Annotated in this window: 20 protein-coding genes; 6 read left to right on the top strand and 14 right to left on the bottom strand. The window is 33.7% G+C overall.

Annotated features, from left to right (window positions below; translation table 11 throughout):
- Nucleotide 1: 1 nt before the first annotated feature.
- From DMA14_RS06205 to DMA14_RS06145, 13 genes are all read right to left on the bottom strand, one after another.
- Nucleotides 2–694, bottom strand: a complete 693-nt coding sequence (locus DMA14_RS06205) for a LolA family protein (protein ID WP_111377989.1) — start codon at nt 692–694, stop codon at nt 2–4.
- 7 nt (nt 695–701) lie between these two features.
- Nucleotides 702–3,161 carry a DNA translocase FtsK gene (locus tag DMA14_RS06200; RefSeq protein WP_111423904.1) on the bottom strand — a complete coding sequence of 820 codons (2,460 nt, stop codon included), beginning with the start codon at nt 3,159–3,161 and terminating at the stop codon, nt 702–704.
- A gap of 18 nt (nt 3,162–3,179) precedes the next feature.
- Nucleotides 3,180–3,554, bottom strand: a complete 375-nt coding sequence (locus DMA14_RS06195; RefSeq protein WP_111423903.1) for a diacylglycerol kinase family protein — start codon at nt 3,552–3,554, stop codon at nt 3,180–3,182.
- 13 nt (nt 3,555–3,567) lie between these two features.
- On the bottom strand, nt 3,568–4,065 hold the full coding sequence (tpx, locus tag DMA14_RS06190; protein ID WP_111423902.1) for a thiol peroxidase: 498 nt from the start codon (nt 4,063–4,065) through the stop codon (nt 3,568–3,570).
- A gap of 333 nt (nt 4,066–4,398) precedes the next feature.
- Nucleotides 4,399–4,656, bottom strand: coding sequence for a DUF6952 family protein (locus tag DMA14_RS06185; RefSeq protein WP_008462029.1), 258 nt, complete (start codon nt 4,654–4,656; stop codon nt 4,399–4,401).
- 66 nt (nt 4,657–4,722) lie between these two features.
- Nucleotides 4,723–5,031 carry a thioredoxin family protein gene (locus tag DMA14_RS06180; RefSeq protein WP_008462030.1) on the bottom strand — a complete coding sequence of 103 codons (309 nt, stop codon included), beginning with the start codon at nt 5,029–5,031 and terminating at the stop codon, nt 4,723–4,725.
- Nucleotides 5,032–5,256: 225 nt separating this feature from the next.
- On the bottom strand, nt 5,257–5,895 hold the full coding sequence (locus DMA14_RS06175; protein ID WP_012024184.1) for a peroxiredoxin: 639 nt from the start codon (nt 5,893–5,895) through the stop codon (nt 5,257–5,259).
- 123 nt (nt 5,896–6,018) lie between these two features.
- Nucleotides 6,019–7,632, bottom strand: a complete 1,614-nt coding sequence (locus DMA14_RS06170) for a glycoside hydrolase family 3 protein (protein ID WP_111423901.1) — start codon at nt 7,630–7,632, stop codon at nt 6,019–6,021.
- Nucleotides 7,633–7,634: 2 nt separating this feature from the next.
- The gene (locus DMA14_RS06165; RefSeq protein ID WP_111423900.1) at nt 7,635–8,084 is read right to left on the bottom strand and encodes a GNAT family N-acetyltransferase; all 450 of its coding nucleotides are present in this window, start codon (nt 8,082–8,084) and stop codon (nt 7,635–7,637) included.
- A 176-nt stretch (nt 8,085–8,260) separates the two neighbouring features.
- Complete coding sequence (locus tag DMA14_RS06160) at nt 8,261–8,602, bottom strand: tetratricopeptide repeat protein (RefSeq protein ID WP_111377772.1); 342 nt, start codon at nt 8,600–8,602, stop codon at nt 8,261–8,263.
- Nucleotides 8,603–8,623: 21 nt separating this feature from the next.
- Nucleotides 8,624–9,946 (bottom strand): MFS transporter, encoded by a 1,323-nt coding sequence (locus DMA14_RS06155; RefSeq protein WP_111423899.1) that lies wholly within the window; start codon nt 9,944–9,946, stop codon nt 8,624–8,626.
- Complete coding sequence (locus DMA14_RS06150; RefSeq protein WP_111423898.1) at nt 9,933–11,507, bottom strand: glycoside hydrolase family 10 protein; 1,575 nt, start codon at nt 11,505–11,507, stop codon at nt 9,933–9,935. The genes DMA14_RS06155 and DMA14_RS06150 overlap by 14 nt, the downstream gene beginning before the upstream one ends.
- 178 nt (nt 11,508–11,685) lie before the next feature.
- Nucleotides 11,686–12,894, bottom strand: a complete 1,209-nt coding sequence (locus DMA14_RS06145) for an anhydro-N-acetylmuramic acid kinase (protein ID WP_111423897.1) — start codon at nt 12,892–12,894, stop codon at nt 11,686–11,688.
- Between the two features lie 331 nt (nt 12,895–13,225).
- Here DMA14_RS06145 and DMA14_RS06140 point away from each other — a divergent pair, with 331 nt between their 5' ends.
- The 3 genes from DMA14_RS06140 (at nt 13,226) to DMA14_RS06130 (ending at nt 15,123) form a co-directional block, all read left to right on the top strand.
- Complete coding sequence (locus DMA14_RS06140) at nt 13,226–13,480, top strand: hypothetical protein (RefSeq protein ID WP_111423896.1); 255 nt, start codon at nt 13,226–13,228, stop codon at nt 13,478–13,480.
- A gap of 224 nt (nt 13,481–13,704) precedes the next feature.
- Nucleotides 13,705–14,049 carry a hypothetical protein gene (locus tag DMA14_RS06135; RefSeq protein WP_111423895.1) on the top strand — a complete coding sequence of 115 codons (345 nt, stop codon included), beginning with the start codon at nt 13,705–13,707 and terminating at the stop codon, nt 14,047–14,049.
- 93 nt (nt 14,050–14,142) lie between these two features.
- Nucleotides 14,143–15,123: a hypothetical protein gene (locus DMA14_RS06130; RefSeq protein ID WP_157957676.1), complete on the top strand. Its 981-nt coding sequence runs from the start codon at nt 14,143–14,145 to the stop codon at nt 15,121–15,123.
- 150 nt (nt 15,124–15,273) lie between these two features.
- Here DMA14_RS06130 and DMA14_RS06125 read toward each other — a convergent pair whose 3' ends face one another.
- Nucleotides 15,274–15,507, bottom strand: coding sequence for a hypothetical protein (locus tag DMA14_RS06125; protein ID WP_111423893.1), 234 nt, complete (start codon nt 15,505–15,507; stop codon nt 15,274–15,276).
- 595 nt (nt 15,508–16,102) lie between these two features.
- Here DMA14_RS06125 and DMA14_RS06120 point away from each other — a divergent pair.
- The 3 genes from DMA14_RS06120 to DMA14_RS06110 all read left to right on the top strand — a co-directional run bounded on the left by DMA14_RS06120 (nt 16,103) and on the right by DMA14_RS06110 (nt 22,630).
- Entirely contained in the window at nt 16,103–19,009 is a 2,907-nt protein-coding gene (locus DMA14_RS06120; protein WP_111423892.1) for an FAD-binding and (Fe-S)-binding domain-containing protein, read from the top strand.
- A gap of 443 nt (nt 19,010–19,452) precedes the next feature.
- On the top strand, nt 19,453–21,387 hold the full coding sequence (locus DMA14_RS06115; RefSeq protein WP_111423891.1) for an amino acid permease: 1,935 nt from the start codon (nt 19,453–19,455) through the stop codon (nt 21,385–21,387).
- Between the two features lie 148 nt (nt 21,388–21,535).
- Nucleotides 21,536–22,630, top strand: coding sequence for a DUF695 domain-containing protein (locus DMA14_RS06110; protein ID WP_111423890.1), 1,095 nt, complete (start codon nt 21,536–21,538; stop codon nt 22,628–22,630).
- Nucleotides 22,631–22,653: the final 23 nt, after the last annotated feature.

The following is a 22,653-nucleotide window of genomic DNA, read 5'->3' as shown; positions in this document are numbered from 1 at the left end:
ATTAATCTAATTTATTGATGTAGTATTTCGGGTATTTACTCGCTACAAAGGTAAATTGATTTTTTGATAATGGCTGATTGGTTTTAAAAGAATTAACGGTTAAAGTTGTTTTTGTTCCGTTTTTTCCAGTTTCAATCAAATTGTAAATGTGTTTTGTCTGAACGTCAACACCTAACAAAATTTCTTTTCTTTGGTCTTTTCCGCTAGTAGGAACTAATTTGATATATTGAATTTTTCTTCCTTTTACATTCTGAACAATATCCATGTTGTATTTGTAGCCAGAATTGAAGAAAGTAAGCATTTTAGAAGGAGTGATTGCGTTATCATCTTTCTCGTTTACTTTAGAAATAGTAACTTCTTCGTCTTCTGGAACAATAGTGTATGTTTTTTGACCGTCAAAAATTTTGGTAACGCCCATAAAATTCAAAACATACTGATTTCCTTTCATTGTTACGTTTCCTTTACTGTCTTGATTAATGTTTTCTTTGGCATTATTCAAAGAATACTTAAAATCGATAACAATATTGTCGTAGCTTTTTATTTTAGAAGTTACTTCGTTCAATAAATCTTTCGCTTTTTTATCTTGAGCCTGAATAGAAGTGAAGCTCAAAAGCAAAATAATTGCCATTTGGAAGCACTTTTTAGTCATGTTTGTGATAGAATTGTTGTTGATTTCTTGAATTTTTGCTTTCATGATTGGATTAATTTTGTTCATTATTAAAAAATTGATCAAGAGCATTTAAATCTAAGATGTTTACGCTGCGTGCTTTACTGCCTTCAAACGGACCAACAATACCTGCTGCCTCAAGTTGATCGATTAAACGACCGGCTCTGTTGTATCCTAATTTTAATTTTCGTTGCAATAAAGAAGCAGAACCCTGCTGAGCATTGACAATTATCTCTGCCGCTTCTCTAAATAAAGTATCTCTTTCGGAAATATCTATATCAAGATTAATGCCACTTTCCTCTCCAACAAACTCTGGAAGCAAATAAGCTGTAGCATATGCCTTTTGTCCTCCAATAAAATCTGTAATTTTTTCTACTTCTGGAGTATCAATGAAAGCGCATTGTACACGAATTACGTCGTTTCCATTGGTATATAATAAATCTCCACGTCCAATTAATTGATCGGCTCCTTGAGTATCTAAAATAGTTCTAGAGTCAATTTTTGAAGTTACTCTAAACGCAATTCTGGCAGGGAAATTGGCTTTGATCAAACCTGTAATAACGTTTACAGACGGTCTTTGTGTTGCAATAATTAAGTGGATACCAATAGCACGAGCTAATTGAGCCAGACGCGCAATCGGAACTTCAACTTCTTTTCCTGCGGTCATAATCAAATCGGCGAACTCATCGACAACCAAAACAATGTATGGTAAAAATCGATGTCCCGCTTCTGGATTTAATTTTCTAGACTTAAATTTTTCGTTGTATTCTTTAATATTACGAACCATCGCATCTTTTAATAAAGAATAGCGATTATCCATTTCCACGCAAAGTGAGTTCAAAGTATTTACAACTTTAGCATTGTCTGTAATAATAGCATCTTCAGTATCTGGAAGTTTGGCTAAATAATGTCTTTCAATTTTGTTGAAAAGCGTAAGCTCTACTTTTTTCGGGTCGACCAAAACAAATTTTACTTCTGCTGGATGTTTTTTGTATAAAAGCGAAGTTAAAACTGCATTTAATCCAACAGATTTTCCTTGTCCAGTTGCTCCAGCCATCAGTAAGTGAGGCATTTTAGCAAGATCGACAACAAAAGTTTCGTTTGAAATGGTTTTTCCTAATGCAATTGGCAATTCCATTTCGGCCTCTTGGAACTTTGCGGCTCCAATAACGCTCTTCATAGAAACCATAGTTGGGTTTTTGTTCGGAACCTCAATACCGATGGTGCCTTTTCCTGGAATAGGCGCAATAATACGAATTCCAAGTGCTGACAATGATAAAGCGATATCGTCTTCTAAACTCTTAATTTTAGAAATTCTGATTCCTGCTTCTGGTACAATTTCATATAAAGTAACCGATGGTCCAACGGTTGCTTTAATTTGCGCAATTTCAATTTTGTAGTTACGAAGTGTATCTACAATTCTATTTTTATTTTCTTCTAATTCTTCCTGATTAATTGTAATTCCGCCTGTTGAATACTCTTTTAATAGATCGATAGTTGGGAATTTGTAATTGGATAAATCCAAAGTTGGATCAAATAATCCAAAATCAGCAACTAGGCGAGAAGCTAAGTTTTCTTCAATAATGTCTTCTTCTTCCGCTTTTTCAATTACAAATGCTTCCTCTGGTGTGGCAGTAATTTGCGTAGGTGGCGGTTGAATTGGCTTTAAAGTTGGAGTTAGCTCAATTTCTGACGAATGAGAAATAGTTGGCTTTAAGGCTTCTTTATTAAGCTCGAATTGAGAATCTACGGTTTTAATGTGGATGTTATCCAATTCAGGATCATCTTCCTCCTGTTTTTCTTCTACAATAGCAAATTCTTCCAAATTATAAGCACTTTCCGGCTGATTTACAGCTGGTTTTAAAGTGTCTAATTCCGATTTGAACTCTTTTTTAGTCGAATCAAAATACGATTGAATTTTTTCTGGCGATAATTTGATTTTGAAAATCAGATAAATGATTAAACCAAAAAGCAGTGTAAGCAGTGTACCTGTTTTTCCGATATAATCTTGAAGGAATAAATTTAATTCATAACCAATAGTTCCTCCTAATTCTGGTGCCGAAGTAGCAAAGAAACCAAATAAGATAGAAACAACTATAATAGCAAAAATATCCCAAAACCAAGTGTTTTTAAGTTTTTGAGTCGAAAGCTCAAGCGCTAAAAACATTCCGGTAAGGAAAAATAAACGTACGAAAATGAAAGAAGCAAGTCCGAAACCTCTGTAAATAATTAAATCGGCAAGATAAGCCCCAAATTTCCCGAGCCAGTTCTCAGCAACTTCAGTGCGATCTCCAAGTTGGTCTACAACACTTTGGTCGTTTTGCCACTGTCCATTAACATAAAAAGAAATAAATGCGACTAATAGTGCAATAGAAAAAAGTACCAAAAGACATCCTAAAACAAATTTTTGTTGTTTAGAAATTTTAAAAGATCTTTTATTTCCTTCTTGTTTGTCGTTTTTTTTATCTACAGTTTCTTTTTTATTTTTTGCCATTCTTGCGTTTTCCTTTGCCTAAATAAATTTTGGAATATAAATAATCAAGCCTATTGCAATTGCAGTCATTGCGGCAAAAAATACCGCTCCCGCAGCAATATCTTTAATAAATCCGATTCGTCTGCTGTAATCAGGATGGATGAAATCGGCAATTTTTTCAACTGCTGTATTTAATCCTTCGATAGCTAAAACTAAACCAATGGCTAAGGTTTGACATAGCCATTCGGTTTGCGAAATATGAAAATAGAACCCAGCAATTGTCATGATAATTCCCAATGAGAATTGAACCATAATGCTGTGCTCTGTCTTAATCAATTTTACAGCTCCGTTAAAAGCATAAGTCATACTTTTTAATCGGCCTGTAACAAATGTATTATCTTTTTGAAACTCCATTTAAAGGAAAATATTATAGTGCTGCTAAAGCTGCTTCGTAATTTGGTTCGTTTGCAATTTCTGCTACTTGTTCTGTGTGAACAATTTTTCCGTTTGCATCAGCAACAATAATTGCTCTTGAGTGTAAACCTGCTAATGGTCCATCAACGATTTCTAAACCGTTTGCTTTTCCAAAAGCACCAGTTTGAAAATCTGATAAGTTTACCACATTTTCTAAACCTTCAGCACCGCAGAAACGTTTTTGAGCGAAAGGCAAATCTCTTGAAATACATAAAACGGTAGTGTTTTCTAATCCGCTTGCACTTTGGTTGAATTTTCTAACAGATGTTGCACAAGTTCCGGTATCAACACTTGGGAAAATATTTAAAACTAATTTTTTACCAGCAAAATTGCTTAAAGATGCAACTGATAAATCGTTTTGAACTAATTTGAAGTCAGCTAGTTGTGATCCGACTGCTGGTAATTCACCTGATGTATGAACTGGATTTCCTCCTAATGTGATAGATGCCATGATTTTTGATTAAAATTAATGAGGCTCAAAAGTAAGGATTAATATTTTAATCTAAAAGTATTTGTTAAGGGTTTAAGGAGAGATTAAGGAGGTGGATTTTTATCTTAGTTTGTATATGGATTGGGCGCGGATGACACGGATTTGCTTACGCAAAAACGCGAATTTAAACGGATTTGGTATGTGCAAAACAGAAGAACCCGTCTAAATCCGAGACTTCACGAAGTGAATCTGTGTCATCCGTGTGCCATTTACCACAATACTAAAAAAAGCGCCCCTAAATTAGAAACGCTTTCTCAGCTTTATTTTTTTATTTATTCTTGAGAGGAGGTCGATTTATTTATCGATTGAACCTAAAACACGTTTCATGAACGTATTTAAAGCTTCTTTTTTATCTGTTCCTTGAGCAACTAATTTTTGCACTTCAAGGGCACCGTACATATTTGAAATCAATTCACCAATTACGTCTAGTTCTTCATCTTTAAGAGAAGGAATTTCAGTCATAGCTTCCAAAACCTCGATCGTTTCAATAATATAATCCTGATCGTTTTCTTCGATGAATTGTGTTAAATGCTTAATTACAGGTAATTTCATAATTTTTTGTTTAAGCGTTAAATCGTTTTTTTGTTTAATCGATTGAACGAATAAACAAATAACCAATTAAACTATAGCGTTTACTAAGTCAATTAAAACTTCTTGTTTGTTAGTTTGCGTTTCGCCAACCAATTGTCCGTTTACGAAAGTAGCGAAAGTTGGCAAGTTGCTTACGTTAGCTAATTTTCTTGATTCAGGAGAGTTTTCTGCATCAACCAAAACAAAAGTGATAGCTTCATTCTCTGTCGCTAATTTTTTGAATTTTGGTTTCATAATACGGCAATTTCCACACCATGAAGCTGAATATTGTACTACTACTTTTTCGTTTTTAGCAACTAAATCTGCTAACGTATCTTCGTTTAAGTCGATTAACATTTCTTTAATTTTTAAGGTTCAAAGTTACAAAGGTTCAAAGGCTCAAAGTTTTTTAAACTGTATAAGAAATCACAACAAATTACATTTGTTGTTTGAGACCGATAAAATTCTTTGGTATTTTTTTTAGAGGAGAATTAAAGTAACAAAGGTTCAATGGATAATTTTTTAAGCAGCAAAAAAACTTTGCAACTCTGTACCTATGAACCTTTGTACCTTTATAAAAAATTAGTTTGCGCTTAAGTATTCAGCTGTACTGATTCTGTCAGCAGACATTGCTTCTTTACCAGCTTCCCAGTTTGCAGGACAAACTTCACCTTTAGTTTGAATGTGAGTGTAAGCGTCAACCATTCTTAAGTATTCGTTTACGTTACGTCCTAATGGCATATCGTTTACGCTTTCGTGGAAGATTTTTCCAGTTTCGTCAATAAGGTAAGTAGCTCTGTAAGTTACGTTAGAACCTTCGATGATAACTGAATCAGTATCTTCGCTATAGCTTGTAGATTCGATATCAAGAATACCTAAAATGTTAGCTAAGTTACGGTTTGTATCAGCTAAAATTGGGTAAGTAACACCTTCGATTCCACCATTGTTTTTTGGAGTATTTAACCAAGCAAAGTGAACTTCGTTTGTGTCACAAGAAGCACCAATTACGATAGTATTTCTTTTTTCAAATTCTGGTAAAGCAGCTTGAAAGGCGTGTAATTCTGTTGGACATACAAAAGTAAAATCTTTTGGGTACCAAAATAAAAGTACTTTTTTATTGTTGTTTACTGCTTCTTCAAAAATGTTGATTTTTAAGTTATCACCCATTTCTGAGATAGCATCTACTGCAATACTTGGGAATTTTTTTCCTACTAAAGACATAATTTTCGTTTTACGTTTAATATTTATTTGCTGCAAAAGTAGGGCATAAGTACAGCTAGTTACAATAAGATGTGATTATAAAAATTTATAAGTTGATAAATTTTGGTTATTTGTTGTTGTAATTTATTGAATATCAATATTTACTGGTAAAGCGCCATTGAAATTATTTTTTTCTAAAAATTGAACTCCCGCTGTTTTTTGAAATTCTTCAAAATCTTGATACGCTTCAATTAATCCTGAAGCTTTTTTCAGATTAGGAATTAAAGGCAATGAGTACGGATTTCCGAAAACAAAAACAATGCATTTTTTTGTCTGCAATACTTCAGAAAGCAAGTCTAAAACTTCGTTATCAATTTCGAAATTGTTTAACGGTTTCGCTTTCGGGACAAACAACGAAATGATAATAGTGTCGAAATTTTCTAATTCTTTTTTGATAGATGAAATATTAGAAACTTCTGAATTTTCAAAAGCAAATTCTGGCGAATTAAGTTTTGCATTTAAAGTTTTGAAAAATGTGTTTTCAGTATTTTTATATAAACTTAATTTGGCAAGTTTATTATTTTTCTGAGCTTCAAAAGCTAGTTCAGCACTTGAATTATCAATAATTTTAGTAATGGCATTTTGAGCAATTTCTAAATTTATTTTTGATGTTTTTTCGAAATCCAATTCGCCCGAAGCAGATGTGTTTCCAGATAAAATTCCAGCTTTTTCTTTGGCTTTCATAATTCGGTTATAGCTTTCGAAAATGCGGTCTGGAGAAGCATTTTTAAAGATAGCTTCAATTCCTTCAGGAACATTTTCGGCGAAACATAAAATATCATTTCCAGCGTTGAAAGCTTCCCATTCTAACTGACCTTTTGTTTCGTACAATTTAGATACACTGTGCATGTTTAACGCATCAGAAATTACCAAACCATCATAACCTAATTTATTACGTAAAAGATCCTGAATAACCGCTTTTGATAAAGTTGCAGAAGTGTCTTTTCCATCATTTAAACTCGGAACAGCCAAATGTCCAATCATAATCGAATCGACGTTGTTTTCGATTCCTTTAATGAATGGATATAATTCGTTTTCTAATAATTCTTCCAAAGTTTCCTTTAAAACAGGCAATCCTAAATGCGAATCGACATTGGTGTTTCCATGCCCAGGGAAGTGTTTCAAACATCCTAAAACACCAACTTCCGACATTCCTTTTAAATATTCAACCGCAAAATCGGCTACTTTTTCTTTGTTTTCACCAAATGAACGATAACCGATAACGGGATTATTTGGATTATTATTAATATCTGCCAAAGGCGATAAATTATACTGAATTCCAGCAGTTTTTAAATCTAAACCAATTTGTTTTCCAGCTTCATAAACCAAATCGGCTTTATTTTCTGGCAAAGCGCCAAGCGTAATTGCATATGGATATTGCGGTGTTTTTTCAATTCGCATCGCTAATCCCCATTCCGCATCAATACTGATTAAAAGTGGAGTAGAAGCGGCTTTTTGATAACGAACAATCAAAGCTTTGATTTTTTCGTAGCTGTCATCATTGAAAACTACTTTTTTCTTGCTTTCGTAATTGGTTGCAGCGCTCGCGCGACTATGAAAAAAGGTTAGTCCGCCAATATTATGTTCTTTTATAAGGCGTTCAGTTTCTTGAATATTTTCTTCGGTATCGTTGATGAATACTGCTGGAAAGAAAAATTGTCCTATTTTTTGTCGTAATGCTTCGGCTGTGATTTTCATTATTATAAAGTTTTTTTCATGCAAACACTATTATCCATTTTTTCGTAAGGCGGATAATTGGGAATTATGGTATAATTTAATTTTTGATATAAGTTGATGGCTTCCGGTTGATTTTTTCCAGTTTCCAAAATAGTATAAGTATAACCGATTTCTTTTGCCCAGATTTCAAGTTCTTTTAAAACGGCAGAAGCAATTCCTTTCTTTCTGTGATCTGGATGAACATACATTCGTTTAATTTCTGTTGTTCCTGGTTCTTTTTCGCGAAAAGCGCCACAGCCAACAGGAATTCCGTTTTCATAATAAACGATTGTATGTTTTATTTTATCGGTTTTATTAAACTGATTATAAAACGCATGATCTTCGCCATCTCGAATCGCTAAATCCTGGTCTAGTAAAACAACCAGATTTATAAAATCGATATCGTCTGAATTCGTACGTTTTAAAGTAACCATGTCAAATAAATTTAGTTATCTTGTTTTTACCATTAAGGCATTAAGTTCATAAAGCTATTAAACTATTCAAGGTAAAAAAATTAAGCTTAGCGCCTTAGTTTTACTTTATTCTCTTCTTTTCAATAAGAAAGTTCATAAAGCTGGGTTTAAATTACTTAATGTCTTAATGGTAAAAATTATTTCAACTTTGCTTTCTTTTGTTTAGCCAGTTGTTTTTTGGTTTCAAGCGCTTTTTCCAATCGATTTTTAAAACGGAAAAGTTTTGGCAAACCTTCCAATCGGTCTTCAATGGTGATTATTTCGTAAACCACAATTGCTTTTTCTAAAACCCGAATTTCATTTTCGAGGTCATTTTCGTTTTTGTAGATCGTTGCTAATCGATCGTATGGGTGATTTCCTTTAAAGCCTTCCGCAACATTTTCTTCATACAACTCAATTGCTTTTTCTAGATTTCCATTTTTTTCGAACTCCGATCCTTTCAGATTTCGTTCGTTCTGCAAATTTTCATTGATTTCCATAGGTAAAGTTTGATTTGGGGTTTAAACTTCTTCTGATTTCTTCCCAAAATCTTTTGGGAAAGTTAAAAAACGTGATAAAATTAGACCTGGAATTGTAGCTATTAAAACCCAAACAAAGAAGTTTTGATAGCCTAAAAATTTCTGAATATAACCGCTTAACATTCCTGGAAGCATCATTCCTAATGCCATAAATCCAGTTGCAAGTGCATAATGCGCTGTTTTCGATTCGCCTTCTGCCACATGAATTAAATACATCATAAAACCTGTAAATCCAAAACCGTAACCAAATTGTTCCAGAACAACCGTAATGCAAGTATAAAGATTTAATGGAGAATTTATTTCGAAAAAATATAAATTTATATGAAGATGAAAAAGCTCTTGTGGCTGAAAATGAGCTAATCCAATAAAACCAAGTATAGGAAGGTGCATCGCCAAAAACATCGGAAGCATCCATTTTGTAAGACCATGTTTAGAAATCGCAATTCCGCCTAAAATACCGCCAACTGTAAGGGCAAAAATTCCTAATGTTCCGTAAATAATTCCAACAGCTTCAGTGTCTAATCCCATTCCGCCTAATTCTCTATTGTCAAGTAAAAAAGGACTCAACATTTTCAGTAATTGAGATTCTCCTAACCTGAAAACCAAGATAAAAGTCAAAATTAAACCTATTTGTTTTTTCTGGAAGAAGCTGGTAAATATAGTTCCGAAGTTTTGATGAGGAGTTTGTTTTTCATTTTTTACGGCATTGATCTCATTTTTTGGCGTAAAAATGAAATTGTAAGCAGTAATGAAAGTCATCAATAAACCAACACAAATCATAGTATATGACCAAGCTTTGGTGTTGTCACCATATTTATGTTCTAAATATCCAGCAAAGAGTACCACTAATCCGTTTCCGGCAAGCATAGAAAGTCTGTAGAAAGTACTTCGGATTCCGATAAAGAATGATTGTTTGTCTTCTGGTAAAACCAATAAATAAAAACCGTCAGTTGCAATATCATTTGAAGCTGAGGCAAAAGCTGCAACCCAGAATATGGCTAGCGACATCATGAAAAATCCGTTTGTCGGAATTGTTAATCCAACCAGCAAAAAGGCGATTGAAATTATGAGTTGCATTAGTAGAAACCATTTTCTTTTAGTTCCGATTAATTCAATAAGCGGACTCCAAAGCGGTTTAATTACCCATGGCAGATAAAGCAAACTGGTGTAGACGCCAATGTCTTCGTTAGAAATTCCTAGATTTTTGTACATAATTACCGAAACTGAAATAATTATGGCATACGGTAATCCTGATGCGAAGTTTAGAAGCGGAATCCAAAACCAAGGTTTGTTATCTGTTTTCATTAGGTTGATTTGGTGTATAGTTTTTAAATGGCTTTTTTAAGTCTATAGCAATTGGTGTGCTTTCATTGGCATAATAATCAATAAAAGTTACGGCGCAAGCTTTGTAAAGATTTAGTTTTCCTGCCGCTATTGCGAAAGTAATTTTTCCGTCAACTTCTTTTACCGTTACTTTTTCGATAATTTTTGTAGCATCGTTAATGTCTATTTTCGAAATATGTTCGCCTCCATAAACCACCATATAACGAACCTTTGTATTTAGCGGACTTTGGAAAGTGAAATTATATTTAATGCTGTCCTTACTATATTCCAAAACTTTTGGAGTATCGATAATAACATGTTTTAAATTTGGAACCGCTGCAGGAAGTGCAGGATATTTATATTGATTTTCTTCTAAATAACGAACAACATCAAAGTTTTTGCCCATAAACCATTTTGAGCTGAAATAAGCACTTCCAGAAACATTTTTAAAAGTTCTAAGAAGATCAATTTGATTTGGAATTTCAGTCATATAATTCCAGTTTTTATCGCCATCACCTCTAATTTTGTATGTAGCATGCCCGATGTAAATTGCAGTATTAGGGTTAGTGTTTTCAGACCACCATTTTACCAATTTAGAATAAGAAGCTCTCGTATTGTTCATACTCCAATACAATTGGGGCAGAATATAATCAATCCATTTTTGATCCATCCAAAGCATTGGATCTGCATACAAATCATCGTAGTTTGATGTAGACTGCGTTTCAGAACCTCTTGGATCTTGATATTTGTTTCGCCAAACCCCAAACGGACTAATTCCGAATTGTACCCAAGGTTTACTTTCTTTTATAGTGTTTGAAATAGAATGAACAAAGTTGCTCACATTGGCACGGCGCCAATCTGCACGGCTTAAACCAGCGCCATATTTTTGATAAGAAGCGTTATCATTAAAGACTTTTCCTGGAACAGCGTACGGATAGAAATAATCGTCAAAATGAATTGCGTCAACATCATATTTGTCAACTACTTCTTTAACGACTTTGGTTAAATGCGCCTGAACTTCCGGGAGTGCAGGATCGTAATAATATTTTCCGCCGTATTCGATCATCCATTCAGGATGTTTAAAAAGATCGTGATTTGGACTTAAAAGATTTTTATTCAAATCGAAAGTAGCGCGATACGGATTTAACCAAGCATGAAATTCAAATCCGCGGTTATGCGCTTGTTCAATCATCCAGGCCAAAGTATCGTAATACGGGTTTGGAGCTAAGCCTTCTTTTCCAGTCAAAAATCTTGACCAAGGAGCAAATTCTGAGGGATAAATAGCATCACCAACGCTTCTAATCTGAACAATTACGGCGTTATAATTCAGTTTTTTGTAAGCTTCTAAAATTTCAAGGTAATCAGCTTTTTCTTTTTCTACGTTGTCTGTCGCTTTTTGTGGCCAGTCAATGTTTACGACTGTTGCGATCCAAACACCTCTAAATTCATTTTTAGGATACATTGTTTTTTCCTGAGAAACAGATTTCCATCCAAAGAAAAATAAAAATAGGAGAGAGTATAGTAAGTGCTGATTTTTATGCATTTCAATCTTTTATTAACAAAAACCAAAAATAGTTTCTTTTGCCACGAATTCAATGAATTCTACTAATTTTTTATTTTAAATGTTTTTTTTGCCACGAATTTCACAAATTACACTAATTTTTTATTCTTAAAGTATTAAAAAATAATTCGTGAAAATTCGTGTAATTAGTGGCGAACTTTTAATCTGGGAAAGAAATTTTCCCCATGGTTACTGATGGTATTCCTTTTTGTGAGCCAAAATTGTAATTTCCGCCTGCAACCGTTTCATTAGCCAAAACAGCAAATAAAACCGCTTCTTTTGCATCGCGTGAAATTCCGAGAACGTCGCTTTTTTCAAATTTACAAGACAATAATTCCTGTAACCACTTCACCATTAACGGATTTCGAGCACCACCGCCAGACATATAAACTGTAAACTCTTCGATTGGAGTTTTAGTATTTTCTACAACAAACAAAACTGCTTCGGCAATCGTTTCTGCGCTCAGGCGTGTTAAAGTTGCCAGCAAATCTGGTGCCGAAATATTCTGTAATCCTAATTTTACCAAAGCCGAATTCACAAAATTATGATTAAACAATTCCTGGCCAATGGTTTTTGGGAAGCTTTTCAGGAAGAAAGGATCACTTTTTAATTTGTTTAAAAGTTCTTGATTTACAGTGCCGCTTTTAGCGATTTCAGCATCTTTGTCGAAGCTTTTTTCAGGGAAAAACTGTTTGGTAAAAATATCGATTAAGGTATTTGCTGTTCCTGTATCGGTTACAAAGACTTCTTCGGCGTTTTGTGAAGCGGGTAAATAAGTGAAATTTGCGATACCGCCCATGTTGAGCATAATTCGGTTTTCTCCTTTTTGGCTGAACAATAGATAATCGCCATAAACGGCCAAAGGCGCGCCTTCGCCACCCGCAGCAACATGTTTTTGTCTGAAATCTGATAACGTTATAATTCCCGTTTTTACTGCAATATGATCGCCATCGCCAATTTGTAAAGTCGCATTTGGAAATTTTTCCTGCTGATGCAAAAACTTTGGCGCATGCAAAACCGTTTGTCCGTGCGAAGCAATCAAATCGACTTCCGTTGCGGGAATATTCCATTTAGCAAGACAATCATTAATCATTCCTGCGTGGAGGTTTGCAATCCATTCGTTTAATAAGACCAAATGCTGAAAATCGATTGTTTTTTGTGCAAACACTTTTCTGATTTCGGTTTTAATATCGTCGTTGTAATCGATGGTTTCAAAGTGCTGAATTTTTACAACCGTGTTTTCGCCTTCGCCCGAAACTTCGCAAAGAGCAATATCGAGTCCGTCAAGCGAAGTTCCTGACATTAAGCCTAATATTTTTCGAGTCTCTTTTTGAGCAATTTCGTAAAGAGCTTTTATATTTTTATTCATTTCAAGTAATCTTAAAAAACGCAATTAATTTGGAAACGCTAAAATGGGATTATTTTATATATAAATTTAGAAAAAAGGAAAATTTTGTTGAGTTGCTTTGCTTTTTATATAATGAAGATTTTTAAGCTTTTGATTAATTTGCGATTTATTACATGGTTTAATTGTTTTTTAAAGTAAGGTTTTCCGTAAAGTAAGAATGGTTTTTTTATTCATATTTGCTTTTGGTATAGAATTGAATACCATAAAAGTATTTTTTGAATGAAGAAGAAATTCAAAACTTCAATCGCCAAGATATTTCACTTGGATTGTTGAAATATAAAACCAAAAATAAATGAGTCAAGTACTTTATTTTTTAAGTTATGATCTTGTTAAAGTTAAAGATTATCCTAAACTTTATGAAGAATTAGAGAAATTTAAAGCAAAACGAGTTTTAGAGTCAGTTTGGTCTTTTAAATATGAATCTGGAAAATCAGAAGATTTGAGAGATCATTTTTTGAAATTCATTGATAAAGACGATAGATTATTGGTTATCCAATCGCATGGTTGGTGGTCAAAGAACTTAATATTTAATCCTAATAATTTCTAGTTAGAACAGAGCCTCGCAACTTCTGCTAGGCTCTTTTTTTATATAACTAGCCATGTTTTGTAATTTTAGCAAGATTAACAATTAGGTATAAGTACTTAGTCGCTTTGAATGGTTAATTGATATTTTTGAAAATAGATAGAATAAGTTTTTTGCAATAAGTATTTAAATTTGAGTATTTCTAAAAACTTTATTTTTAAATAATATAAACATTAAAATATCAGATTATGAGAGTTGAATTAAAAAAAGTGCTATCTCAATGGCGAAATGACGAGAATAAAATTGGCATTAGAAAAGTTTATTTTTCAAATTTTCCAGGAAGTGAATTTGAATACTTAATTACATTAACAGAAGAATTAAATGTTACAATAAATAATTTCAGTAAACTAATTTTTGTCAAACAAAGATTTCAAACTTTTGCTCAAGAAAATAATGGTAAAAATCCAGAGGGAGATATTTTTAGAGCAGTAAATAATATAAAATTAATAACAGATAATTTTGATAAAACTTATGATGAGGCTATTAATGAACTACTTGCTGATTACCTAGGAAATGATAATGAATTAGATTAATCATAAAAAAATAATTCAAATCAATTAATGTAATAATGTATTATTAAATATGTATAAAAAAACTAATTTCAAATACTGAACAATCAATAAATTATGATGGAAACACTGACTGCAAGTATAATTCAAACGGTAAAGGATGAATTACAAGAATCGGGAGATTTAACTTCTACAGAACTTTATGATCTTTTATATAAATATAGAAATTCACAGCATCCTGATAAGTTTTTTGATGAGGAAAGAAAAAGAGGAGCAGAAGAAAAATTTAAAAAATTAAACTCTCTTTTAGTCAAACTTGCTAAATACATTGAGGAAGAAAAACAACAAAAAAGACCAAGTGATATGATTTTGTACGAAAAGGAGTATGAAATTATAAGAAACAAACAAGAAATCATTAAATATCAAGCAACTATTGAAAATTTGCAATTTACAAAAGAAATGAATGAAAGAGAGATTATTGAATTGAAGAAACAAATACTAAAGCTTCAGGGAGACAAAGTAGATGAAAAAACAGATGACTTGATAAAACATTATAAGCCATCGAAAAATAGTCTTTTGTCACAAGGAATCACATTTATTTTAACATTAATAATTGGAGCTATAACAAAAATAGATGATGTTGCAATAATACTATCAAAATATTTTCCATTCGACCTAGTTTATTTAAATTACTTTATTTTTGGAGTTTTACTTTTTATACCAATCCGATTTTTGAAAATGTATTTTGAAGAAGGACAAATTGAAAATACAGCTAAACGGATTAAAACGCCTTTGTTTATTAATAAATTTTTAAATTATATAACAGATAAGGGATTTAAAGATACATTTGCGGAAATGGATGTTTATGAATTTTTGAGTATGGAATTGGCTCCAAGAAATATTTTTACAAAATTATTTCGAAAAAATATTTTTGATTTATATGATGAAGCAACGATTGATAGTTTGAAAGATATTTATATATATAATTTACTTAACAAACAATTGATTTCAATTTCAAATGCTGATCAATTGGATCGAAAATTTAAGATTGCTAAAACATCTTATTATCATAATTTTTCTAGTTTTAATATCCCATAAATATTTAGGATTGTCTTCAAAATAATATGAAAAAAATAGAGGTTTATATGCTTTGAAGATAAAGATTGCAAATTTGGTATTACTGTTGAAAATTATTATTTTTGTTTAAACCTCGATTTTTTTTAAAATCGAGGTTTTTCATTTTAAATTCTACTCCAACTCCAAATAAGGATTTAAAGTTTCTGCCAATTCATTGAGCCAGTAAAAGCTGTCTCTTAATTTGATGATTTCGCTTTGAAATGTTTCATGTTCGCTCAAAACACATAAAGCGAGTGTGAAATTTACCTGCCTTAAAGTTTTAGCCATTTCTACAGGATCGATTCTGTCGTTGAAGAAATTCAAAAGCTTGATTTCGGTTTGTTTTGAAATTGTGTTTGCATTCATAAAGTCGTAGTTTAAAAATAATAAAACCCTTGTAAATTAGTGGTTCTAACGCCTACGACAGCGTCACGGTCGTTTCCAATACCGTCCACATAATACAAGGGCAAAGTCTATTTAGTTCTTAAGGTCGTAGTTTAAGAGTTGTAAAAGTATCAAAAAAAACGACAAAAAGTAAGAAAAATAATATATTTTTTATTACTTGAAAGCGAGCTAACTGTAGTAAATCATCTCTACGTTGTAAATATAAAACGATATTTCGAGAAACGATAAACTCAGTGAGATTTCCACGTAGTTTGTCATTTCGACGAAGGAGAAATCTTCGCAAGTAACTCCGCAACGAAAAGCCAATCTTTGTCGAGTTTCTCGTGGAGATTTCTCCTTCGTCGAAATGACAAGATTTGGGAAATTTGTTGTGTCAGTTTTTAGGTTTCAAAAGCCTTCGACTTCGCTCAGGGTGACAATGGGGGTGAAATTCCAAAAAAGGAAATACCAAATCCAACTCCAAAAACGATCTCAAAGAAAACCTTTGGCACTTTGTAACTCTGAGCCTTTGAACCTAAAAAAATCCCTATTTTTGTACTTCAAAAAGAAAGCAAGAATGTCAATACTTAAGGATTTAGAGCAATTAGCCAGCGAACTCGAAGGCACACTTTTATACGATGATCTTCATAAAACACTTTATTCGACAGATGCATCGGTGTATCGAATTCGTCCAAATGCGGTGGCTTTGCCTAAATCTACGGCTGATATTAGCAAGTTAATTCGATTTGCGGGACAGCATAATATTTCGGTTACGCCTAGAACTGCTGGAACTTCATTGGCAGGACAAGCGGTTGGAGACGGACTTGTGGTGGATGTTTCGAAACATTTTACCAAGATATTAGGTTACGATGCCGAGAAAAAAACGGTTATCGTTCAGCCTGGAGTTATTCGCGATGAATTGAATTTATATTTGAAACCTTATGGCGTATTTTTCGCGCCAATTACATCAACTTCAAATCGCGCGATGATTGGCGGAATGGTGGGAAATAACTCCTCTGGAACTACTTCGATTCGGTATGGTGTTACGCGCGATAAAATTGCTGAGGTAAAAGCGATTTTGAGCGATGGAACTGAAGTGGCTTTTGGCGAATTAACATCAGCAGAATTTATTGAGAAAACCAAAGGTGATTCTTTAGAAAATACAATCTACAAAAGCGTTTACGACGAACTTTCGCTAAAAGAGAATCAGGAAGAAATTATAAAGGAGTTTCCGAAACCAGAAATTCACAGGCGAAATACAGGTTACGCAGTTGATATTCTGTTAAAATCAGAATTGTTTGGCGGAACTGAACCTACAATAAATCTAGGGAAACTGCTTTGCGGAAGCGAAGGAACCTTAGCTTTTACAACCGAAATTACGTTAAAAGTTGACGATTTACCGCCACCTCACAGTATTATGGTTGTGGCGCATTATCACACGATTCAGGAATCTTTGGAATCGGTTGTAGTCGCGATGAAGCATCATTTGTACACTTGCGAAATGATCGATGACACGATTTTGGATTGTACCAAAACGAACCGCGAACACATTAAAAATCGTTTCTTTTTGGTTGGGGAACCAAAAGCAATTATGCTGTTTGAAGTGGCTTCACATAATCTTGAAGATGCAGAAAATCAAGCAAACGCCTTAATTGCCGATTTAGAGAAACACAATTTTGGATATGCTAGCGTTAAATTATTTGGAGCTGATATTGACAAAGCCAACGAATTGAGAAAAGCGGGACTCGGACTTTTAGGAAGTATTGTAGGCGACGACAAAGCAGCCGATTCGATTGAAGATACAGCGGTAGAATTAAGCGATTTACCAGCTTATATTGCAGAGTTTTCGGCAATGATGTTGCGTCACGGACAGGAAGCGATTTATTATGCGCATGCGGGTGCGGGAGAACTGCATTTACGTCCAGTTTTGAATTTGAAGAAAACGGAAGATTTAAAATTATTTAGAACCATTGCGACCGAAGTAGCGCATTTGGTAAAAAAATATAGAGGTTCGCTGAGCGGTGAACACGGTGACGGAATCGTGCGCGGTGAGTTTATTCCGTTTATGATTGGTGATAAGAATTACGAATTGCTGAAAAGAATTAAATTGGCGTTTGACCCGAATTCGGTTTTAAATATCGGGAAGATTGTCAACGCTTTGAAAATGGACGAGAATCATCGTGTAGTTTCAGGAAGGGTAGAACCGGATATTAAAACGTTTCAGGATTTCTCAGACAGTTTAGGAATTTTGCGTGCGGCCGAAAAATGCAATGGTTCGGGAGATTGTAGAAAAATGCCATCGGCTGGCGGAGCGATGTGTCCAAGTTATCGTGCGACCAGAAACGAGAAAGAAACGACTCGTGCGAGAGCAAATGCATTACGAGAATATTTGACGTATTCAGAAAAAGAAAACAAATTTGATCAGAAAGAATTATACGAAGTTTTTGAGTTGTGCGTAAGCTGTAAAGCCTGCGCGAGCGAATGTCCGAGTAATGTTGATGTTGCCACTCTAAAAGCCGAATTTTTATATCAATATCAAAAAGCAAACGGGTTTTCGACCAGAAATAAAATTTTTGCCAACAATGCAAAACTGAACAAAATGGGAAGTAAATTCCCTTCGATTACGAATTTTATTTCGAATCAGTCTTTGGTGAAAAAAACAATGGGAATTGCGCCAGAAAGACAAGTTCCGTTATTGGCAAAAAAGACTTTTAGAAAATGGTATGCAAACAATAAACCTGCTTCATCAGATTTTCCAAATGGGAAATTGTATTTGTTTGTAGATGAATTCACGAATTATTACGACGTAAATATCGGAATTGATGCTTTTGAATTACTGACCAAATTAGGCTATCAGGTTCTAGTTGTAGATCATGAAGAAAGTGGCAGAACCTATCTTTCAAAAGGATTTTTGGAAGAAGCAAAGAAAATTGCGAACCACAACGTAAACATTTTTAAAGATTTGGTTTTAGCCAATGCGCCTTTAATCGGAATTGAACCTTCGGCGATTTTAACTTTCAGAGATGAATATCTTCGTTTAGCCGATGATAAAGAAGCTGCAGAAAAGTTGTCTCAAAATGCTTTTACGATTGAAGAATTCTTCAAGAAAGAAATAATAGACGGAAAAATCACTTCAGATTCTTTTTCAGAAGAAACGAAAGAGATTAAAATTCACGGACATTGTCATCAGAAATCTTTGAGTTCTGTTGAAGCGACTTTCGCAATGCTGAATCTTCCTAAAAATAATACAGTTACGATTTACAATTCGGGCTGTTGCGGAATGGCGGGTTCTTTTGGTTATGAAAAAGAACATTATCAAGTAAGTATGCAAATGGGAGAGGATACGCTTTTTCCAAAAGTGAGAAACACAGCTGAAAATGTAAAAATCGCAGCTGCAGGAACGAGCTGCCGTCATCAAATTTACGACGGAACAAAACGTGAGGCGCAACATCCGGTTAGTATTTTGAGAAATTGTTTGCGTTGAGAAATAGCACGCTGATGAAACGGATTTACTTCGTGAAAACGCGGATTAATACGGATTTTTTATTTTTAAGTTTAGCCACAGATTATTAAGATTAGAATGATTTTGTTTCACGCAGATTTGGCAGATTGAGCAGATTTATTTTTTGTATCAGGCTCCCGATAGCTATCGAGAATGATGACTTAAGCTGATTTTGCAGATTTAATTTGGAAAAAAAATTTGCGTAAATCTTTTCAGCATAATAAAAATCTGCATTATCTGCTAAATCTGCGATAGAAAATTTATCGACAAAGATTTGAGAAAATAATTCGTGAATTCGTGGCAGAAAAAAACACCTGTAAAAACAAAATCGTTTTATATATTTGAAATCAAGATAATTTTTGCATTATTTGCAAAATAAAACAAAAAGAATTGAATTAAATTAATTTATAACAGTAAAACATTATATGGCATTTTCAAGTTTATTCCGAAAGAAAACAGTACAGGATATTCTGAAGCAGGTTGCACAGAACGAAACAGATGGTCATAATGCCTTAGGGAAACATTTGACAACTAGGGATTTAACGGCTTTTGGAATAGCGGCGATTGTTGGAGCGGGAATTTTTAGCACGATCGGAAAAGCGAGTGCAGATGGCGGACCAGCTGTAATTTTCCTATTCTTGTTTACTGCTCTTGCATGTAGTTTTGCTGCTTTTGCTTACGCAGAATTTGCTTCGATGGTTCCAGTTTCAGGAAGTGCTTACACCTATTCGTATGTAGCTTTTGGAGAGTTGATTGCCTGGATTATCGGTTGGGCTTTGATTATGGAATATGCCGTTGGAAATATAACCGTCGCCATATCGTGGAGTGATTATTTTACGGGACTTCTCCAGAGCGGCGGAATTCATTTACCGCAATGGATTCAGATGGATTACTTAACTGCTTCAAACGGATTTAAAGATGCAGAAGCTTTAATGCGCGGCGGAAAATCATTCGAAAATTTAACTGTTGCGTTACAACAGGCTCATACAGCATGGGCAACTGCACCAACAATAGGATCTTTCCATTTTGTTACTGATATACCAGCTTTATTCATTATTATTTTGATTACAGCATTGGTTTATAGAGGAATGAAAGAATCTCGTAACGCAAGCAACTTAATGGTTGTGGTAAAACTTTGTGTGGTTCTTTTAGTTATCGCAGTTGGAGTATTTTATGTAGACACAGCAAACTGGGATCCGTTTGCGCCAAATGGAGTTAGCGGCGTTTTAAAAGGAGTTTCAGCTGTATTCTTTGCTTATATTGGTTTTGATGCTATTTCAACAACAGCAGAAGAATGTAAAAATCCGCAGAGAGATTTGCCACGTGGTATGATGTGGGCAATTATTATTTGTACTCTTTTATACATTGCAATTGCGTTAGTTTTAACTGGAATGGTGCAATATCACGAATTGAATGTTGGAGATCCTCTTGCATTTGTATTCGATAAATTAGATTTGAAATGGATGTCTGGAATTATTGCTGTAAGTGCAGTAGTGGCTATGGCGAGCGTTTTATTGGTTTTCCAAATGGGACAGCCACGTATCTGGATGAGTATGAGCCGTGACGGATTACTTCCAAAGAAATTCTCTACTGTTCATCCAAAATTCAAAACACCTTCTTTCGCTACAATCGTAACAGGATTTGTTGTGGCGATTCCTGCACTATTCTTAAATCTTACAATGGTAACCGATTTATGCAGTATCGGAACTTTATTTGCCTTTGTGTTAGTTTGCGCGGGAGTTTTAGTATTGCAGAATAAGCCTGAAATTCCAAGAGGGAAATTCAAAACACCTTATATCAATTCAAAATATATTTTGCCAGTTTTAATGATTGCGGGCCTGTATTACGCTTTTGCTTTCAACAATAAAGCTACAATGGCATTTATCAATAACGACCCGCAGATTTACGATGCTACTTCAATTGTAACTTCTTTAGATAAATCAGAATCTGAGCAGGTTTTTAAATATTTGGAAAGTATCGAAGTAAACAATAAAACAGCCGAAACTTCAGATTTAGAACATTTGTTAGGACAATATCAAGATGATGAAGCTAAATATGTTGAGGTTGTAAAAGGATTGCCAATTGCTGATTCTGCAAAATATGAATCAGGATTCAGCTTATTCAAACACAAAATTCCAATGTGGATATTCTTATTCGTTTTAGTTGGTTTAGCAGTTTGGGCTTTCAGAAAAAATCTGTCTTTAATTCCACTTTTAGGATTAATCTGCTGTTTGTATATGATGGCCGAATTAAGCGTTTGGAACTGGATTTATTTTACAATCTGGTTACTAATCGGATTACTGATTTATTTTGGCTACAGCCGAAAAAATAGTAAACTGAATACTGAAAATATAGGATAAAAATAAAATTATATACTGCAAAAAGCCGTTCTGAGTACTTCAGAACGGCTTTTTGCATTTTTGATATTTTATAGAAATATTCCTATGTTTTAAAAACGCTTTTCCTTAAGTTTGTTTCTAGTGAAATTTTAAATTTAATTAGTAATACATGAGTTTTCTAGATAAAATATTGGGCAAAAAAGAGGCTCCAATACAATCTTATAATGATTTCTGGAATTGGTTTTCAGGAAATGAAAAAGCGTTTTTTAAAACCGTACAAAGCGGAGAGAATATACACCAAGGTTTTTTTGATAAACTAGCTCCAAAACTGGATGAGATTCATGAAGGAATTTATTTCCTTACTGGAATGTTTGACGATCAGACAGCCGAATTAGTTTTAACGCCAGACGGAGCAATTAGAAATATTTATGCAATTGAGGAATTAGTTGCTAATGCTCCTAAAATTGATGGCTGGAAATTTACAGCTCTAAAGCCAGCCTCAGATATCAACAATATAGGTATTACGTATCAGGATTTTGAGTTCAGTAAAGAAAACCTGAAATTTTATCCTCGCATTCATGAAGGATATCCAGATGAAATTGATCTGGTAATTGTTTATGATCATTTTATTGAAGAGAAAAAGTCTAATATAAGCAATGGAGTTTATATTTTTCTGGATAATTATTTGGGGGAACTGCATTCTGTAACTTTGATTGATAATTTGGTTGTTACAGGTTCAGAAAATGTTTCTGAAGAATTAATTCCGATAGAAAAATTAAAAGATTATTTAATTTGGAGAGAGAAAGAATTTGTTGAAAAATACGAAGGGACACGACATAATACAGAGAATGACAGTTATGCCAATTTTGAAGGTAAAAAGCAAGATGGTTCAATAGTTTTGGCTTTGATCAATACCACAATTATTGAGTGGGATAAAAAAGCGTCTCATCCTTGGGTTTTTATAGTTGGAGTTCCTTTTGATGACTGTGACAACGGCGGATTACCAGATGAAAAAACATACAAGCTGTTAGAGGAAATTGAAGAAGAAATTGTCTATAGTCTTCCAGATTCTGAAGGATATTTAAATATTGGAAGAGAAACGGCAAATAATAAAAGGGAAATCTTTTTTACTTGCAAGGACTTTAGAAAGCCAGCCAAAATTGCTGACGAGTTAATTAAAAAATACAATGGTGTTTTTGAAATAAGCTATGAAATTTACAAAGACAAATACTGGCAGTCGTTTAGACATTTTGAGCCAAGATAAATTGCAAAAGCCGTTCTGTATAA

Origin of the sequence: Flavobacterium sharifuzzamanii, assembly GCF_003254585.1 — a bacterium.
Taxonomy (GTDB): Bacteria; Bacteroidota; Bacteroidia; order Flavobacteriales; family Flavobacteriaceae; genus Flavobacterium; species Flavobacterium sharifuzzamanii.
The sequence above is the reverse complement of the archived record's forward strand: the minus strand, read 5'-3'. Positions and strand labels throughout refer to the sequence as shown.

Coding starts and splice junctions, on each gene's coding strand:
- DMA14_RS06205 (WP_111377989.1), bottom strand. CDS start 694: ATGAAAGCAAAAATTCAAGAAATCAACAACAATTCTATCACAAACATG.
- DMA14_RS06200 (WP_111423904.1), bottom strand. CDS start 3,161: ATGGCAAAAAATAAAAAAGAAACTGTAGATAAAAAAAACGACAAACAA.
- DMA14_RS06195 (WP_111423903.1), bottom strand. CDS start 3,554: ATGGAGTTTCAAAAAGATAATACATTTGTTACAGGCCGATTAAAAAGT.
- tpx (WP_111423902.1), bottom strand. CDS start 4,065: ATGGCATCTATCACATTAGGAGGAAATCCAGTTCATACATCAGGTGAA.
- DMA14_RS06185 (WP_008462029.1), bottom strand. CDS start 4,656: ATGAAATTACCTGTAATTAAGCATTTAACACAATTCATCGAAGAAAAC.
- DMA14_RS06180 (WP_008462030.1), bottom strand. CDS start 5,031: ATGTTAATCGACTTAAACGAAGATACGTTAGCAGATTTAGTTGCTAAA.
- DMA14_RS06175 (WP_012024184.1), bottom strand. CDS start 5,895: ATGTCTTTAGTAGGAAAAAAATTCCCAAGTATTGCAGTAGATGCTATC.
- DMA14_RS06170 (WP_111423901.1), bottom strand. CDS start 7,632: ATGAAAATCACAGCCGAAGCATTACGACAAAAAATAGGACAATTTTTC.
- DMA14_RS06165 (WP_111423900.1), bottom strand. CDS start 8,084: ATGGTTACTTTAAAACGTACGAATTCAGACGATATCGATTTTATAAAT.
- DMA14_RS06160 (WP_111377772.1), bottom strand. CDS start 8,602: ATGGAAATCAATGAAAATTTGCAGAACGAACGAAATCTGAAAGGATCG.
- DMA14_RS06155 (WP_111423899.1), bottom strand. CDS start 9,946: ATGAAAACAGATAACAAACCTTGGTTTTGGATTCCGCTTCTAAACTTC.
- DMA14_RS06150 (WP_111423898.1), bottom strand. CDS start 11,507: ATGCATAAAAATCAGCACTTACTATACTCTCTCCTATTTTTATTTTTC.
- DMA14_RS06145 (WP_111423897.1), bottom strand. CDS start 12,894: ATGAATAAAAATATAAAAGCTCTTTACGAAATTGCTCAAAAAGAGACT.
- DMA14_RS06140 (WP_111423896.1), top strand. CDS start 13,226: ATGAGTCAAGTACTTTATTTTTTAAGTTATGATCTTGTTAAAGTTAAA.
- DMA14_RS06135 (WP_111423895.1), top strand. CDS start 13,705: ATGAGAGTTGAATTAAAAAAAGTGCTATCTCAATGGCGAAATGACGAG.
- DMA14_RS06130 (WP_157957676.1), top strand. CDS start 14,143: ATGATGGAAACACTGACTGCAAGTATAATTCAAACGGTAAAGGATGAA.
- DMA14_RS06125 (WP_111423893.1), bottom strand. CDS start 15,507: ATGAATGCAAACACAATTTCAAAACAAACCGAAATCAAGCTTTTGAAT.
- DMA14_RS06120 (WP_111423892.1), top strand. CDS start 16,103: ATGTCAATACTTAAGGATTTAGAGCAATTAGCCAGCGAACTCGAAGGC.
- DMA14_RS06115 (WP_111423891.1), top strand. CDS start 19,453: ATGGCATTTTCAAGTTTATTCCGAAAGAAAACAGTACAGGATATTCTG.
- DMA14_RS06110 (WP_111423890.1), top strand. CDS start 21,536: ATGAGTTTTCTAGATAAAATATTGGGCAAAAAAGAGGCTCCAATACAA.